Source organism: Marinobacter xestospongiae, assembly GCF_023156385.1.
In the GTDB taxonomy this organism is placed as follows: domain Bacteria; phylum Pseudomonadota; class Gammaproteobacteria; order Pseudomonadales; family Oleiphilaceae; genus Marinobacter; species Marinobacter xestospongiae.
In genome coordinates this window covers 52,546-69,312 of record NZ_JAKZAK010000019.1, presented here as the reverse complement: position 1 = coordinate 69,312, position 16,767 = coordinate 52,546, and the positions used below count along the sequence as shown (strand labels likewise).

Here is a 16,767-nt window from a genome sequence, read left to right as displayed (position 1 = left end):
CCTCTACTGATGCGTCAAAACCAAAGCGCAAAAATACAGGGCGTTATGATTGCAGGCAAGCCGCTTGGCTCTGGTTCTGCAGGAATTTGACCAGGTCGTCCCAGGGCATCGGGCGGGCGAAATAGTAACCCTGGATCTCATCACAGTGCTGCTGACGCAGGAATTCAAGCTGTCCTTCGGTCTCCACACCCTCCGCCACCACGCTTATCTGAAGGCTGTGGGCCAGGCTGATGATGGCACGGATGATGTGCTCGGCATCGGCGGTGTGGCCCAGGTCCTGGACGAAGGATTTATCGATCTTGAGCAGCGAGATGGGTAGGTGCTGGAGGTTGCTGAGGGAGGAAAAACCGGTGCCGAAATCATCGAGGGCAAAGCTGACACCCAGCTGGTTCAGCTCCCGCAGGCAACGGCGGGCGTAGTCCAGATCGTGCATCATCGCGCTTTCGGTCAGCTCCAGTTCCAGCAGGCTGGTGTCGACGTTGGCGTTGTAGATGATGCGGAAGATGGTTTCGGTCATCTTGCGGTCATGGAACTGGCGGAACGACAGGTTAACCGCAAACACCAGCCCCGGGTGGCCGAGGTCCGTCGCCTGTTTCAGCCGTTCGCAGGCCTGCTCAATCACCCAATAGCCGATCGGTACGATCAGACCACTGCGCTCTGCGGCAGGAATAAACTCATCCGGCCGTACCAGCCCCCGCTCCGGGTGATTCCAGCGGATCAGGCACTCAACTCCCCGCACTTCTTCCGTGGCCAGGTCGATACGGGGCTGGTAGTACAGCTCCAGCTCCTGACCCCGCAAGGCATTGCGCAGGTCCGCTTCCAGCCGCAACTGGTAGCCGGCGCTGATGTGCAGCTGCTGGTCGTAGAAGCGGTAACTGGTGCCGGGATCACGCTTGGCCTCGAACATCGCCCGATTGGCCCGGCGCAGCAGGTTCTCCGGCGTTTCCCCGGCTTCCGGGTAGGTGGCGACGCCGACGCTGGCACTGACCATCACGGTCTGGCCGGCGACGGTCAGCGGTTCATCCAGGCTGCTGACCACCTTGCGGATAACCTGGGTCACATCCAGCGAATCCTCCACCTTTTCGATGATGATGGCGAACTCGTCACCGCCGATACGCATCAGCGAATCCACCCGCCGCAGGCTGCTGCGCAGGCGTTCCGCCAGTTTCAGCATCAACTGGTCACTCTTCTGGTAGCCGAAGGACTCGTTCAGGGTGCGGAAGTCGTCAAGATTGATGTGCAACAGCGCCAGCCGGTGGCGGCCCCGCTCGGCCCGCAGCAACGCCTGCTGCAGGCGATCGAAAAATAGATCCCGGTTGATGAAGCCGCTGGCCACTTCCCGCCGCAGCTGGCCCTGTTCCGCCCGGCCAAGCTGGCTGCGATACCACAGACAGCGTACCGCCCTACCCAGGGACCACTGGTTCAGCTCACTCTTGCAGAGGTAGTCGGCGGCACCATGGCGCAACAGTTCGGGGGCTCGGTCGGCGGCGTGGTCGGCGCTGATGGCCAGCACCGGACGGTCGTGGCCGGAGACGGCCAGATACTGCAGGAAGGCCTCGCCGGACCCACCATGGAACACGCAATCCCAGAGAATGATGTCAAACTGGGCGTTGCGTAGCAGGTCCTCGCAGTCCACCAGATCGGGACACCAGGTGAGGTCCACCTCCAGTTCCGGCTCGCGATCCAGCAGGGCGCTGTACCAACGGAACTCTACGTGCTCGGGGGTGAGCACCAGAATGCGTACCTGGCTGGCGCTGGCAGATTCTTGTGGCGGTGTCATACCGGATGATCCGTTCCCATGGCAGTTCAATGCTCCGACAGGCGCGGGACAGCAACAGCCAGGACCTTCGGAAACTCCCTATCTAGAATAGCTGAAAGCCGAACAAGGTACAGCAACCCAGGCTGGTGTAGAATATCCGATCCCGTTTTCACTCCCCAGGTGCCCTGTGTCCAAGCTCAACCCCCGTCAGCGCGAAGCGGTTCACTACGTCGACGGCCCCCTGCTGGTTCTGGCCGGCGCAGGCAGTGGCAAGACCAGCGTGATCACCCGCAAGATGGCCTACCTGATTGAGGAAGTGGGCATTCCCGGACGCCACATCGCTGCGGTCACCTTCACCAACAAGGCCGCTCGGGAAATGAAGGAGCGGGTCACCCGGCTGGTAGACCGCAAGCTGGCCCGGGGGCTGACCGTCTCGACCTTCCATAACCTGGGACTGAACATGATCCGCGAGGAGCATGCCCACCTGGGTTATCACCCCGGATTTTCCCTGTTCGACGCCGAAGATGCCAAGGCCCTGCTGCAGGACCTGATGATGAGCGACGGCAGCGCTGAGGCCGGAGACGAGGTGGGCGAGGTTCAGATGACCATCTCCAACTGGAAGAACGCCATGCGCCGCCCCGGCGACGCGCTGAGCCGGGCGGCGGATGAGCGCGAACAGCGGATCGCCCTGATTTACGGCAAGTACACCGAGTACCTCAAGGCCTACAACGCGGTGGACTTTGACGACCTGATCCTGCTGCCGGTGCAACTGTTTCGCGAGTACCCGGACATTCTCGCCAAGTGGCAGCGCAAGATCCGCTACATGCTGGTGGACGAATACCAGGACACCAACATCTGCCAATACGAGCTGGTCAAGCTACTGGTAGCCGACCGCGCCGCCTTTACCGTGGTGGGCGATGACGATCAGTCCATCTACGCCTGGCGCGGCGCCCGGCCGGAAAACCTGGCGCAGCTCAAGGTGGACTTTCCCAGCCTGAAGATCGTCAAACTGGAGCAGAACTACCGCTCCACCAGCCGTATCCTGCGCTGCGCCAACACCGTCATCGCCAACAACCCCCACGAGTTTGAAAAAGCACTGTGGAGTGACCACACCATTGGCGAGGAAATCCGCGTCTTGCGCTGTCGCAACGAGGATGCCGAGGTGGAACGGGTGGCCACCGAGATCATCGACCAGAAACTCAAGCAGGGCCTGGAGTGGCGGGATTTCGCGGTGCTCTATCGGGGCAACCACCAGGCCCGGTTGCTGGAGATGAAACTGCAGGCCTACCAGATTCCCTACCGCATTTCCGGCGGCCAGTCGTTCTTCTCCAAGAACGAGATCAAGGACGCCATGTCCTACCTGCGACTGCTGGTCAACCCGGACGACGACGCCGCCTTCCTGCGGGTGGTGAACGTCCCCCGCCGGGAAATCGGCCCACGCACGCTCGAGCAGCTGAGCCACTACGCCCGAAGCCGCAATGTCAGCCTGTTCCGCGCACTGGGCGACATGGGGGCGGAGACCCACGTCACCGAAAAGGGCCTGGACCGGCTGCGGCGCTTCGCCCACTGGGTCGACACCATCTGCCGCCGCATCCACGAGGAAGACCCGATTCCGGTGATCAAGCAGCTGTTCACCGACATCGAGTACGAGGAGTGGCTGCATCAACACGCCAACACCCCCAAGCAGGCGGAACGGCGGATGGCCAACATCTGGTACCTGGTGGACTCGATCCAGCGCATGCTGGACGACGGTAAGGGCACGGCGGATGAACTCGGCATCGAAGATGCCATCAGCAAACTGATCCTGCGGGATATGATGGAACAACGCGAGGAAGAGGACGACAGCGACAAGGTCCAGTTGCTGACCCTGCACGCCTCCAAGGGTCTGGAGTTCCCCCACGTCTACATCATGGGCCTGGAGGAAGAAATCCTGCCCCACCGCGCCAGCATCGAAGAAGGAAACATTGAGGAAGAGCGCCGGCTGATGTACGTCGGTATCACCCGCGCCCGGGAAACCCTGAGCCTGACCTACGCCGCCCAGCGCAAGCAATACGGCGAAAAGATCGAGACCATCCCCAGTCGCTTCCTCGATGAGTTGCCGGAAGAGGACGTGATCTGGGAAGGCACCGGCGACCTGGATCAGGAAGCCAACCAGAAGAAGGGCAAAGCCACCCTGAGCGCACTGCTCGGGGATCTTGAGGGGTAAAACGAAAAAGCGCCGGAACGTGAAAACCAAAACAACAAAAAAGGGGTCGGAACGTTGGTTCCGACCCCTTTTTTGTCCAGCTAACTTCGGCCCGCACCGGGCAGGCCGATTGAGCCGTTGTTACTTGCTCTGCTCGACCATGTACTCAACGGCAGCCTGGATTTCTTCATCCGGACAGCTGGCGCAGCCGCCCTTGGCCGGCATGGCATTGAAGCCGTTGATGGCGTGGCCAATCAGGGTGTCCAGCCCCTTGTCGATGCGAGGTCCCCAGGCACCAGCGTCACCCACAACCGGAGCACCGGCGGCACCCGTGGCATGGCAGGCCGTGCACACAGCATTGTAAACTGCATCACCGGAACGTGGGCCAGAGCTGGCAGACGCCGCGGGTGCGGGAGCCGCCCCACACTCATCATCACCCTGCAGGCAGATTTCGCCCACCGGCGCGATACGCGCACGGATATCGTCTTCGACACTTGCCAGGGCGGTACCAGCTGACAGACCCAGACTGAGCAGCACGACAGCCAGTGCGCTCGCCAGAACGTTCTTCATCTTCACAATGCACCTCGCATCAGAGCGTTATAATATTCTGCCGCGCATTATAGCGATTGCGGGCTGGCAAAAAAACCAACAGTCACGGAAATATGGAGCCAACCATGTCCCAGATCAGTTCCCGGCATCAGGCCACGTCCCCGCCCCAGCCATCGCCCTGGCGTAAACGCCTGCTGCTGGTTGAGTTCGGCGCACTGGCGCTGCTGGTGGGCTCAATGGCCCTGCTCGGTCAGCAGGGCCAGGCCAACGACCCGGTCCATCCGGGCTGGCTGCTGATCCCTGCGGCCGCCAGTCTGGCGGTATTCGCCAGCTTCATCGGGCTGATGTACCTGCGCTGGGTGGCCAGCGCCAGTCCCGAGCGGCGCGGCCGCCACCAGCTGGTGTTCGGCCTGCTGGCCCTCACCCTGCTCGGCGTCTGGGGCTATGGCATCGCCCAGACCTGGTTCAGCATCCAGGGCTGAACCAGGGCGCCACCCAGACTCACCGGGGGACAGGCCACTCTCGCCGATGACTCAGGCCTGACCGATTTCGCCGTTCAGTCGTTCCATGGCGGCCAGCAGTTCGTCGGTCTTGGCCTGCATCAACCCGCGATCGGCACGGGCCTCCACGTTCAGCCGTACCACCGGTTCGGTGTTGGACATACGCAGATTGAAGCGCCAGCGATCAAATTCCACACTCAGCCCATCGACGTGGCTGACAGACAGCGCGTCGGCGCCATACTGCTGCTCAATCGCAGCAATCACCGCCGGCGGGTTGTCGATGGTGCGATTGATTTCACCACTGGCCGGGTAGGCCTCAATGCGGGCATCAATCAGTGACGACAGGGTCTGGCCGGACTGGCACAGCCGCTCCGCCACCAACAACCAGGGGATCATGCCACTGTCGCAGTAGGCAAAATCGCGGAAGTAATGGTGGGCGCTCATTTCGCCGCCGTAAACCGCATCCTCATCCCGCATCCGCTGTTTGATGAAGGCGTGGCCGGTCTTGCTCTCGATGGCCTCGCCGCCGGCGCTGGCCACCAGGTCGAGGGTGTTCCAGGTCAGCCGCGGATCGTGGATCACCTTGCCGCCGCCGGTCTTGCGCAGGAACTGGTCCGCCAGCAGGCCAACGATGTAGTAGCCCTCGATGAAGCGGCCGTTCTCGTCGAAGAAGAAGCAGCGGTCGTAGTCGCCATCCCAGGCAATGCCCATGGCCGCGCCGTGGGCGATCACCGCTTCGGCGGTGGCGGCGCGATTGTCTTCCAGGATCGGGTTGGGCACGCCGTTGGGGAAGGCGCCGTCCGGCTGGTGGTGTACCTTGATGAACTCAAACGGCAGGCTCGCTTCCAGCGCGTCGATCACCAGCCCGGCACCGCCGTTACCGGCGTTGACCACAATCTTCATCGGCGCCAGTGAGCCGGTGTCGATGTACCCCAGCAGATGGGCAACGTAGTCCGCCATCACCGCCAGCGACTGCACCTTGCCCCGCTCCGCCGCATCCTCGAAATCGCCCGCTACCCGGTCACGGATGTCATTGAGGCCAGTGTCGGAGCTGATAGGCCGGGACTCCGCAGCCACCAGTTTCATGCCGTTGTGATCTTTGGGGTTGTGACTGGCGGTGACCATGATGCCGCCGTCCATACCATAGTGGCTGGTGGCGAAGTACACCTGCTCGGTGCCGCCCAGACCGATGTCATAGACATCGGCGCCGGCCGCCACCAGGCCAGCGGTTAGGGCCTCGGCGATGGCCGGACTGGACAGCCGGATATCGTAACCAACGATCACCCGACGGGCGCCGGTGACGTCCACATAGGCTCGGCCGATACGTTCCGCCAGTTCGGGGTTCAGTTGCTCGGGCACACGACCACGCAGGTCGTAGGCTTTGAAACAGGACAGATCCATTTCAGCAGGTCTCCAGGCTTGCCCGGAAGGGCATGGGTGATCGGAGCCGCCATTCTAGCGGTATTTGCCGGGCCGTGCAGGGCAGGAAGTGTCGAACAGGAAGTGCTCGAACAAGGAGCGTTCGAACAGAAAGCACTCGAAGAAACGATGTGACCGGGAGCAAGCCGCCATCTGAAACGAAAACGCCCGGGCTGACAGTGTCGGCCCGGGCGTAAAGGGGCAGTAAACGGCCCCCAGTGTCCCGTCTGGTTAATTCGTTAACTGACTGCTTGTCTCTGAGGGTTCTGACCAAGGCGCCGCTGTGCCGATGTGGTGGTTCCACATCAAACAGTGGCAACACAGGCTCAGAGCCCTCAGAGACAAGCCCTTCGGGCGCCACTGACAACCCGAATAGCGTCGTTGTACTGTCTCGATTTGGAACCACCAAACCGTCACCAGCACGCCTAGCCCTTCGGGTTGTCAGCGGCTCAGTAAGTCAACGAATTAACCAGACGGGACACTAGATCCTTACTCCGCCGCGCTGGACTGGAGCTGGACGTAGTTCTGGATGCCCATCTGGCTGATCAGCTCCATCTGGGTTTCCAGCCAGTCGATGTGCTCTTCTTCACTGTCGAGAATGGAGCGGAACAGCTGACGGCTGGTGTAGTCTTTCACCTGCTCACAGTAAGTGATCGCTTCGATCAGATCCTCGTGGGCAGTCTGCTCCAGCTTGAGGTCACACGCCAACATTTCCTCGACGTTCTCACCGATCAGCAGCTTGTTGAGGTCCTGCAGGTTGGGCAGGCCTTCGAGGAACAGAATCCGCTCGATCAGCGCATCGGCGTGCTTCATCTCGTCGATGGATTCTTCGTATTCCTTTGCCGCCAGCTTGGTGATGCCCCAGTCCTTATACATCCGGGAATGGAGGAAGTACTGGTTGATTGCAGTCAGTTCGTTGCAAAGCACCTTGTTCAGATGCTGGATGACCTTCTTGTCACCTTTCATTGCCGGGGTCTCCTCTCTCTCATGATCGGCCTGAACACTCAGGATAGACCGAACCACCGCAATAAAAAATCGCAGCAGAAAATACGTCTCAATCAGAGAGGTTTCAGCAACTTAGGAAGGCGCCGGAAAGGCAAGTGCCCCAGCCAGGCAAGCTGCGGCGGGGGTAACCGGACTCAGGCAGGCTGGGCCAGCATACCGGCGAGGGCGAGGTAGTCCGGCGTATTGATTTCGCGGAGAATTTCCCGGGCGTGGCAGGCACAGCGACCACATTGACGACCGACCCCGAGCTCCTTGCCCAACTGGCGCATGGAACTGACACCGTTCTCAGCAGCTTCGCGAATGTCGCGGTCGGTCACACCGTGGCAGAGGCAAACGTACATAGTCAAAAACTCTCGGGACGATCAAACTTAGTGATAATTATTGTTATTCACATGCCCGAATGCAAGCTTTTTCTGCCCGAAAAATGAACGTTTTCCAGCGCCTCTATAACCCCTTGCCCTGACTGCTTTTTTCAAATCGCCCTGCGGTGACCGGCAGGCAGCGAATGCCCCCCAGCCGCCGGACATGACATGACATGACATGACAAGGCAAGGCAAGGCAAGGCAAGGCAGCATCAGGGCAGATGGCGACGGGTCAGGTTGCACGCGCCATTGTCTGTCACCTCCACATTGTCCTCGATGCGGATACCACCGCAGCCCCAGAGTTCATCGATCAAGCCGTGGTCGAGTTGGCTCCCCAGCCGTCCCTGCATCACCGGTTTCAACAGCGACGGGATGAAGTACAACCCCGGCTCCACCGTCACCACCATGCCCGGCTCCAGCCGGCGGGTCAGACGCAGGAACGGCGCGTCCTCCGGCGGCGGCACCGGCCGGCCACCCACATCGTGCACCTGCACTCCCAGCATGTGGCCCAGGCCGTGGGGGAAGAAGGCCCGGGTAATGCCTTCGGCGACCTGGGTTTCCTCATCCAGCCCTCGCACCAGACCGGCGGAAGACAACAGCGCCGCCAGCCCCAGATGGGTCTTGCGGTGCAGCTCAACGAAGTCCATGCCCGGCACCACCGCATCGCACAGGCGTTTCTGCAGGGATTCCACCCCCGCCACCAGAGCCTGGAACATGCCCTCCCCCGGCGCCGCAGTGGTCCGGGTAATGTCGGAACCATAGCCACGGAAACGGTAGCCGGCATCAATCAACAGGCTACGGGGCTGTTGCGGGCGCACGGTGTCGTAGTACTGGTAATGCAGGATGCCGGCATGGTCGTTGAGGCCGATGATGCTGTGATACGGCGCCTCGACTTCCCGCTGCGCGGTGGCCTGCTGGTAGGCCAGGCTGATTTCAAACTCACTGGCTCCGGCCAGGAAGGCCTCGCGTGCCGCCCGATGACCATCGGCAGCACGGGCATTGGCCAGGTCCAGACATTCGATTTCGTAACCGGTCTTGAGGATCCGGGTGGCTTCCAGATCCGCCAGCAGGTCGGCAGGATTGTGCGTCCCCGGCAGATCCGTCAGCGCTGCCGGATCGCCGATCACCGCCAGTTGGCCAAGGCCGTCCAGTGCCGGTGGCCGGCGCTCCGGTGAGGCGGTCAGCTCCAGCTCCCGGGCCCAGGGTTCGTCCGGCAGCGAGGCCGTGGCGTGCCAGAAATCCACCGGGGTATACAGCTGCAGCAACGCTTGGCGGCCAGGGCGAATCAGCAGCCAGCTGTGTTCCACATCGGTCAGGCCGGTCCAGTGCACGAACGGCCCAAACCCCTGAAAGGCATACCCGTGATCGTCGGCGTAGCGCATGGGCGCGGCACCGGAGGCGATCAGCAGGGCATCGTAGCCGTGGCTCTCAAGGGCGTCGCTGTAACGCTGCTGCAGCGTCTCAAGATGCAGGCATTGTCGGGCGTGGCGTTCCTGTTCGGGCATAGTGGTCTTCCAGTTCGTTCCAAAGGGTGGCGAGGCCGTCGCTGCGGGGCGTTCTCAGCCGCACCAGGCGGATTTCCAAGGCGATGTCCCAGCGTTCGTCGCCGGCGCGCACCAGCCGGCCATAGTGTTCACTTTTTTCGGTCACCCGATGCGGCAGCCAGCCCATGCCAAAACCCTGGGCCACCAGGGTCTTCACGCTGGAAGAGTGGGCGCTCTCGTTCAGTGGCAACAGATGGGCCGGCGGGCGACTGGCGGCAGTCCGGGCGGCCACCGCCGGCGCGATGAAGCCCCGGGGATGGTAGGCGATCACCGGCACCGGCTGGTCTTCGGTGCCCGGCAGGGTGAACCGGGGCTGGCCCTGGTCATCCGCCACCGACAACGGCACCGCACACTCACTGGCCAGGGTCAGCCACTGGTAATAGTCGCTGTCCCAGCGCTCCTGCCAGGGCAGCTGATCGTGCCAGTAGCACAGCACCAGGTCGCAGTCGCCGCTGTCGAGGGCATCAAAGAAGTCCTCCCCCAGCCAGTTGGTGGCTTTGAGGTTGAACTGCAGGCGCTCTTCCAGACCGGTTTCCGCCAGCCAGCCGGCAAAGAAATGGGAGAACAGCGCCTGGGTCGCGCCCACACTGAAGCGGTTGGAGGCCTCAGACTCCAACTGGGCGATGCGTTCCCGGGTGTCCCGCACATCGCGGGTAACCCGCTCGCACATCTCACGAAACACTTCGCCAGCCGGCGTCAGCGACAACGGCAGGGTCTGGCGGTCCACCAGGGTTGTGCCCATGGTTTCTTCCAGCAGCTTGATCCGTCGGCTGAACGTCGGCTGGGTTACATGCTGCAGCTCGGCTGCACGGGAGAAATGACGCGTCCTGGCCAGCGCCAGGAAATCCTCCAACCAGCGTACTTCCATGATGTCCTCTAACCAATCAAGACCTGCGCCCGACAGGGACGCCTCTGAGCACCCACCCTACGAGCTTCTCAGCAGCATAGTTCACTGCCGAGCGCGGGGCTAAAGGCGTCCTTCTTCAACGGCGTGACAGGCTACCTGACCACCACCGTCGGTGGCGATCAACTGCGGTATCTCCTGACGACAGCGGTCATTGGCGTACGGACAGCGGCCATGGAAGACACAGCCACTGGGCAGTTCCACCGGCGTTGGCACCTCGCCATGCAGGCGGATATGGTTGGGACGGTCGTCTTCCAGCCGCGGGATCGCCGACAGCAGCGCCTGGGTGTAGGGATGCCGGGGCGAGCTGAACAGCGTGGCGGTGTCCGCCAGCTCACAGACCCGTCCCAGGTACATCACCGCCACCCGGGTGCCAAAGTGCTCCACCACCGCCAGATCGTGGGTAATGAACAGATAGGTGAGACCGCGGGATTCCTGGGCATCCATCATCAGGTTCAGCACCTGGGCCTGGATGGACACATCAAGCGCAGAGATCGGCTCATCGGCCACGATGAATTCCGGGTCCACCGCCAGCGCGCGGGCAATGGAGATGCGTTGGCGCTGACCGCCGGAAAACTCATGGGCAAAGCGTTTGCCCCAGTCCGGATCAATGCCCACCGACTGCATCACCTCGGCCACCTTGTCTTCCACCCCACTGGCTGACAGCTCGGGCTGGTGGAACCGGATCGGCTCTTCCAGGGTCTGGCGAATGGTCATGCGTGGATTCAGCGAGGCATAGGGGTTCTGGAAGATCATCTGCATCTTGCGGCGATACGGCAGTACCGCCTTGTGATCCAGATCGTCGATACGCTTGCCATCGTAATGGATCTCCCCCGCCGACGGCGACAGCAGCCCCATCACCGTCCGCGCCACGGTGGACTTACCGCAACCGGACTCCCCCACCACACACAGGGCCTCGCCCCGGGTGACGCTCAGGTCCACGCCGTTAATGGCATGAACGTGTTCCTGGTGCCGCTCAATGCGGCCATTGCGGAACCGGAGCTGATCGAGCAGCCCGCCGGACAGGTCGAAGCGCTTCTCCAGCCCGCGAATATCAACAAGTGTTTCCTGGGCCGTACTCACCGGTCTTCCTCCTGCAGGGACTGCTCCTGTTCAATCAGCTTGGCCACCTCATAACAGGCGACGTCGACGTTACCGGAATGGACATAGTTCGGCATTGACGTACGACACTGATCGGTCGCAAACGGACAGCGGGGATTGAAGGGACACCCGGACGGCACCCGACTCAGTGACGGCATCGAGCCGGGAATCTGGTACAGCCGGGCCCCGGGCTCACCCATCTGCGGCAGGGCGTTGATCAGGCCCTGGGTGTACGGGTGCTGGGGATCGTTGATGATCTCCCGGGTCGGCCCCTGTTCGATGATTCGGCCGGAATACATCACCAGCATGCGCTGGGTCACCTGGGACACCACCCCGAGGTCATGGGTGATCAGCATCAGCGCCACGTTTTCCTGCTCACACAGTTCCAGCAGCAAGGCCATGATCTCGGCCTGAATGGTCACATCCAGCGCCGTGGTGGGCTCATCGGCAATGATGATCTCCGGGTCCAGCAGCAGCGCAATCGCGATGATCACCCGCTGGCGCATGCCCCCGGACAGCTCGTGGGGGTACTGGTCCAGGCGCTTGTCCGGCGACGGGATCTGCACCATCTGCAGTTTCTTCAGGGCGATGGCGCGGGCATCCCGGGTACTGATGCGACGGTGGGCCTTGAGCGCCTCCACCATCTGGGTCCCGATGGTGAGTACCGGGTTCAGTGTCATCATCGGGTCCTGGAAGATCATGGCGATGCGATTGCCACGGATCTTGCGCAGCTGTTTGTCGCTCATCGCCGCCAGGTCCTGCCCTTCAAACAGGATCTGCCCCCCGGCAATGTAGCCGGGCTTGGCAATCAGGTTGAGGATGGAGAACGCCGCCACCGATTTGCCGGCACCGGATTCCCCCACCAGGCCCAGCCGCTCCCCCTTGTCGAGGGAGAAGCTGATTTTGCGCAGCGCCTGCAGGTCGCCGCCGCGCACCGCGAAGCGGACATCAAGGTCTTTTACATCCAGCAGTGCCATGGTTACCCCTTGTACAGCCGTGGGTTCAACACATCCCGCAACCAGTCACCCAACAGGTTGATGACCAGCACGAGCACCACCAGCACCAGACCGGGGATCAGGGTGATCCACCAGGACCCGCTCTGGATGTAGTCAAAGCCGGATTTGATCAGCGAGCCCAGCGACGGCTGGGTCTCCGGCATGCCCAGGCCGAGGAACGACAGCGCCGCCTCGGAAATGATGGCATTGGCGATCTGCACCGTGGCGATGACGAAGATCGGCGACAGGGTGTTGGGCAGAATATGACGGAACATGATCCGCGGCGTGCCGAAGCCCATCACCTTGGCGGCATCGACATATTCCTTTTTCTTCTCCGCCAGCACCGAGGCGCGCACGGTGCGGGCGATCTGCGGCCATTCAGCGATGCCGATGATCAGGATCAGCAGATAGATGGCGATTTCGCCAAACATCAGGTTGCCGAAGCTGGCCTTGAAGATGGCGCCGACAATGATCGCCACCATCAATGTGGAGAACGACAGCTGAACGTCGGCGATGCGCATCAGGATGGCGTCGACCCGACCACCCAGGTAGCCCGCCAGCAGCCCGAACAGAATGCCCAGCAGCGATTGCAGCACCACGGCGCCGAAGCCGATCAGCAGCGACACCCGGGTGCCGTAAAGAATGGTGGACATCAGGTCCCGGCCCTGGGCGTCGGTGCCCAGCGGGAACGCCGGATCACTGCCGGCCAGCCCCGCCGGCGGCAGCTCCGAGTTCATGATGTCGATCTGCGCCAGGTCGTAGGGATCGGTGGGCGCCAGCACCGGGGCCAGGAAGGCCGCCGCCACCATCGCCACAAACACCACCAGACTGACGATGGCGACCTTGTCGCGACGGAAGCTGTACCAGAGATAGGAGTCACGGAAGCGTTCCCAGCGGGACGCGGTTACTGCACTCATGCCTTCTTACCTGTCAGTTTCACGGTGGGGTTCACCAGGCCATAGATCAGGTCCACCAGGGTGTTGGTGATCACGAAGATCAGCCCCACCACCATCAGGTAGGCAACGATCAGCGGAATGTCACTGCGGGTGATGGCCTCCAGGAACATCAAGCCCACACCCGGCCACTGGAACACGGTCTCGGTGAGAATGGTGTAGGCCACCATGATGCCGATCTGCACCCCGCCGACGGTGATAACCGGCAGCATGGTGTTCTTCAGCGCGTGAAGGAAGTTGATCCGCGCCGGGGCAATGCCCTTGGCCTGGGCAAAGCGGATGTAGTCGCTTTGCAGCACTTCCATCATCTCTGCGCGAATCAGACGGATGAACAGCGGCAGCATGATCGACGCCAGCGACACCGCCGGCAGCAAAATGTGGGCCCAGCCGGTCTGGCTGAAGAAATTGGATTCCCAGGTACCGAACAGATGGGCCAGGTCATCGCCACGACCGTAGGACGGCATTCCGCCATCGGTGGAGAAAAACTCGTTGAGCCACTGGCCCCAGCCGGTATCGGCCGGGAACACCGTCACCTGCACCCCGATGGAGAACAGCTGGATCAGCACGATGGCGGTCAGGAACACCGGAATCGAGATCCCGACGGTGCTCACCCCCATAAAGAATTTCGACAGCCACGCCTTGGGCCGGATGGCAGCGTAGACCCCAATCGGTACCGACAGGAAGATGATCATCAGACTGGCGGCAATCACCAGCTCCAAGGTGGCCGGCAGGTGACGCAGGATCACATCCATGGTGGGCTCACCATAGAAATACGAGACCCCCAGGTCGCCCTGCAGGGCATTGCCGGCAAACCGGAGGTACTGGGTAACCATGGGATCGTTCAACCCCATCTCTTCCCGCAGGGCGTCACGTTCCTCATCGGAGACGGACATACCCACGAGTTCCTGAAGCGGATCGCCCAGGCCGTCCTGAATGGTGAAGCTGATCACACTGATCACGAACATCACCAGGATCGCCTGGGAAATGCGCTGAACCAAAAACGCTAGCATGGATCTGAAATTCCGGCAGTGGACTCACCCGCCAGCCCCAACGGGCCAGCGGGTCGGGAGGTTCCCGTTACTCGACGACCAGGTCGCCCAGGTAAGGGAAGTTCATGACGTTGAGGATCGGCTCGATGCGCACGTTCTTGCGTGCAGCCCAGGCCAGATCCTGCCAGTGCAGCGGCACAAAGGCGGCATCGTCGTACAGACGCTGTTCCACTTCCTGCAGCAGCGCGGTGCGCTTGTCGAGATCGGTTTCGACGTTGGCCTGTTCCACCAGGGCGTCGATCTCTTCGTTGCAGTAGTTGCCGGCGTTGTACTGACCGCGACCGGAGTCGGCATCGGGGCACATGGTGAGGAATTCGAAGAAGTTGGCACTGTCCTCGGTATCGGCGTGCCAGCCAATCAGCATGATGTCGGCAGCACGGGCATCGTACTCCGGCCAGTACTGGGCTTTCGGCAGGGTCTTGAGATCCACTTTGATGTTGATCCGCGCCAGCATCGCCGCTGCCGCCTGAGCGATCTTGTCATCGTTCACATAGCGGTTGTTGGGCGACATCATGGTGACGGTAAAGCCATCCTCATAGCCGGCCTCGGCCATCAGCTCCTTGGCCCGCTCAACGTCATAGCGCGGCTGCAGGCTGGGGTTGTGGCCCTGGTAGCCTTCCGGTGACATCTGCGCCGCCGGGGTAGCGAAGCCCTTCATGATGCGGGCGGCAATGCCTTCCTGGTTGATGGCATAGGCAATGGCCTGACGCACGCGGGGGTCCTGGAACGCCTCAACCCGGGACTGGTTGAGGTGGAACAGGATGATGCGGGTACCGCTCATGGTCACCAGATCCGTGTTGCTGTCACGACGGATACGCTCCAGATCGGTCGGCGGTACCGGGGCGATGAAGTCCACACCACCGGACAGCAGCGCGGAAACCCGGGTGTTGTTTTCCTTGATCGGCGTCAGCACCACCCGGTCAACGTTGCCCGGTGATTCGGAGTCCCAGTAGTTGTCGAAACGCTCAAACACCACTTTCACGCCCTGCTGGCGCTCAACCACCTGATAGGGACCAGTGCCGGACATGTTGCGGGAGGCGAAGGAATTGCCATGCTTGATCACCGCAGCCTTGTCGTTGCCGTTGGCGTCTTCACCGGTATAGAACTCGCTGTCCAGCGGGAAGATGTATGTTGCGGCATTGAGCACCAGCGGATAGGGTTCGTCGGTGACCAGCTCAAAGGTGTGCTCGTCGATCACCCGCAGCTCGCTGAACGGCCGGAAGATGGCCTTGTAATCCGGGCTGACTTTGAGGCGATCGAAAGTGAACTTGACGTCTTCCGTGGTCAGTTCGTTGCCGGAATGGAACTGCACGCCGTCCCGCAGGGTAAAGCGCATGGTACGATCGTCCACCCGCTCCCAGCTCTCTGCCAGGCGAGGTTCAAACTCAAACTCCTGAGTCCAGCGAATCAGCGGATCGAAGGCCATGTGGGACAGTTGCAGCATGCCGCCGGAGAGCTGCTCGTGGATATCGAGCGTGACCGGGTCGGCATCGTAGGCAAGCTTGATTTCGTGGGTCGTTTCGGCCGATACGGCCATCGGGGCAGCCGCCAGGGCGACACTCCCGAGCACAGCAGTCATCAGTTTTTTCATCGCGTGTTCCGTCGCTGTTATTGAGTTTTAAAAACGGTACATCCGCGCTTCAGCGGCGGATGCGATGCACACGAAGTTAGTCAGCTCTTACCCATACGGGCAATCGAAATAACGACACAGCCCCATACGCGAGGCGAATGACCCTTGCCCCGCAAGGGCTTGAAGGGCATCGACCCGGCGGACATCTCGAGCCGATCAGGCGCGAACATCCGCAAAAACCGTTATCGGGTGTACACTGGAGTCCCGTTTGGGGCCAACATTGAGGAAAGGAACCGACCATGGCACTGAAGGCCACCATCTATAAGGCAGAACTCAACATTGCCGACATGGACCGATCGCACTACGCCGATCACCAGCTCACCATCGCCCTGCATCCGTCCGAAACCGAAGAGCGGATGATGCTGCGCCTGGTGGCCTTTGCCCTCAACGCCAGCGACACCCTGGAATTCACCAAGGGCATCAGCACCGACGACGAACCGGACCTGTGGCAGAAAAGCCTGAGTGACGAGATCGAGCTCTGGGTCGACCTGGGCCTGCCCGACGAAAGCCGCATCCGCAAGGCCTGCGGCCGCTCCGACCGGGTGATTCTCTACACCTACGGCGGTCGCGCCGTGCCGCTGTGGTGGGACAAGATCCACGGTAAGCTCACCCGCTTCGACAACCTGGCGCTCTACAACTTCCCCCAGGACACCAGCACCGAACTGGCCGCCCTCGCCGCCCGCTCCATGCACCTGCAGATCACCATTCAGGATGGCAGCATCGGCATCAGCGACGGCGAACGCCACGTTCAGCTCGACCCGGAAGAACTGCCGCTGCGATAACCCACCGCAGGGGCTGGACAGACCCCGCTC

General features: G+C 61.8%; 15 protein-coding genes. 3 read left to right on the top strand and 12 right to left on the bottom strand.

Annotated features, from left to right (window positions below; genetic code table 11):
• Positions 1-43 precede the first annotated feature (43 nt).
• A complete protein-coding gene (locus MLD24_RS14355) occupies positions 44-1,780 on the bottom strand; it encodes a GGDEF domain-containing response regulator (RefSeq protein ID WP_248167386.1) in 1,737 nt (578 codons plus the stop codon).
• A 166-nt stretch (positions 1,781-1,946) separates the two neighbouring features.
• Between MLD24_RS14355 and rep the strand changes: the two genes are divergently transcribed.
• Positions 1,947-3,965 (top strand): DNA helicase Rep, encoded by a 2,019-nt coding sequence (gene rep / locus MLD24_RS14350; RefSeq protein WP_227173546.1) that lies wholly within the window; start codon positions 1,947-1,949, stop codon positions 3,963-3,965.
• 120 nt (positions 3,966-4,085) lie between these two features.
• On the opposite strand, the gene MLD24_RS14345 is transcribed toward rep, so the two are convergent.
• A complete protein-coding gene (locus MLD24_RS14345; protein WP_227173544.1) occupies positions 4,086-4,514 on the bottom strand; it encodes a c-type cytochrome in 429 nt (142 codons plus the stop codon).
• Positions 4,515-4,618: 104 nt separating this feature from the next.
• On the opposite strand from MLD24_RS14345, the gene MLD24_RS14340 reads away from it, so the two are divergent.
• Positions 4,619-4,975 (top strand): hypothetical protein, encoded by a 357-nt coding sequence (locus tag MLD24_RS14340; protein WP_227173542.1) that lies wholly within the window; start codon positions 4,619-4,621, stop codon positions 4,973-4,975.
• Positions 4,976-5,026: 51 nt separating this feature from the next.
• Here MLD24_RS14340 and MLD24_RS14335 read toward each other — a convergent pair whose 3' ends face one another.
• The 10 genes from MLD24_RS14335 to MLD24_RS14290 all read right to left on the bottom strand — a co-directional run bounded on the left by MLD24_RS14335 (position 5,027) and on the right by MLD24_RS14290 (position 15,916).
• On the bottom strand, positions 5,027-6,394 hold the full coding sequence (locus MLD24_RS14335; protein WP_248167384.1) for a phosphohexomutase domain-containing protein: 1,368 nt from the start codon (positions 6,392-6,394) through the stop codon (positions 5,027-5,029).
• A 507-nt stretch (positions 6,395-6,901) separates the two neighbouring features.
• Positions 6,902-7,378 (bottom strand): bacterioferritin, encoded by a 477-nt coding sequence (gene bfr / locus MLD24_RS14330; RefSeq protein ID WP_227173538.1) that lies wholly within the window; start codon positions 7,376-7,378, stop codon positions 6,902-6,904.
• A gap of 173 nt (positions 7,379-7,551) precedes the next feature.
• Positions 7,552-7,758 (bottom strand): bacterioferritin-associated ferredoxin, encoded by a 207-nt coding sequence (locus MLD24_RS14325; protein ID WP_227173537.1) that lies wholly within the window; start codon positions 7,756-7,758, stop codon positions 7,552-7,554.
• 233 nt (positions 7,759-7,991) lie between these two features.
• Positions 7,992-9,284, bottom strand: a complete 1,293-nt coding sequence (gene pepQ, locus MLD24_RS14320; protein ID WP_248167382.1) for a Xaa-Pro dipeptidase — start codon at positions 9,282-9,284, stop codon at positions 7,992-7,994.
• Positions 9,241-10,191, bottom strand: coding sequence for a LysR family transcriptional regulator (locus tag MLD24_RS14315; protein WP_248167380.1), 951 nt, complete (start codon positions 10,189-10,191; stop codon positions 9,241-9,243). The genes pepQ and MLD24_RS14315 overlap by 44 nt, the downstream gene beginning before the upstream one ends.
• Before the next feature lie 99 nt (positions 10,192-10,290).
• Positions 10,291-11,310, bottom strand: a complete 1,020-nt coding sequence (locus MLD24_RS14310; RefSeq protein WP_227173531.1) for an ABC transporter ATP-binding protein — start codon at positions 11,308-11,310, stop codon at positions 10,291-10,293.
• Positions 11,307-12,305 carry an ABC transporter ATP-binding protein gene (locus MLD24_RS14305; RefSeq protein ID WP_227173529.1) on the bottom strand — a complete coding sequence of 333 codons (999 nt, stop codon included), beginning with the start codon at positions 12,303-12,305 and terminating at the stop codon, positions 11,307-11,309. Before MLD24_RS14305 ends, MLD24_RS14310 begins: the two co-directional genes overlap by 4 nt.
• A gap of 2 nt (positions 12,306-12,307) precedes the next feature.
• Entirely contained in the window at positions 12,308-13,240 is a 933-nt protein-coding gene (locus tag MLD24_RS14300) for an ABC transporter permease (RefSeq protein WP_227173527.1), read from the bottom strand.
• Positions 13,237-14,286: an ABC transporter permease gene (locus MLD24_RS14295; protein ID WP_248167377.1), complete on the bottom strand. Its 1,050-nt coding sequence runs from the start codon at positions 14,284-14,286 to the stop codon at positions 13,237-13,239. The genes MLD24_RS14300 and MLD24_RS14295 overlap by 4 nt, the downstream gene beginning before the upstream one ends.
• Positions 14,287-14,353: 67 nt before the next feature.
• Complete coding sequence (locus MLD24_RS14290; protein ID WP_248167374.1) at positions 14,354-15,916, bottom strand: ABC transporter substrate-binding protein; 1,563 nt, start codon at positions 15,914-15,916, stop codon at positions 14,354-14,356.
• Between the two features lie 278 nt (positions 15,917-16,194).
• Between MLD24_RS14290 and MLD24_RS14285 the strand changes: the two genes are divergently transcribed.
• On the top strand, positions 16,195-16,737 hold the full coding sequence (locus MLD24_RS14285; protein WP_227173522.1) for a YaeQ family protein: 543 nt from the start codon (positions 16,195-16,197) through the stop codon (positions 16,735-16,737).
• Positions 16,738-16,767 lie beyond the last annotated feature (30 nt).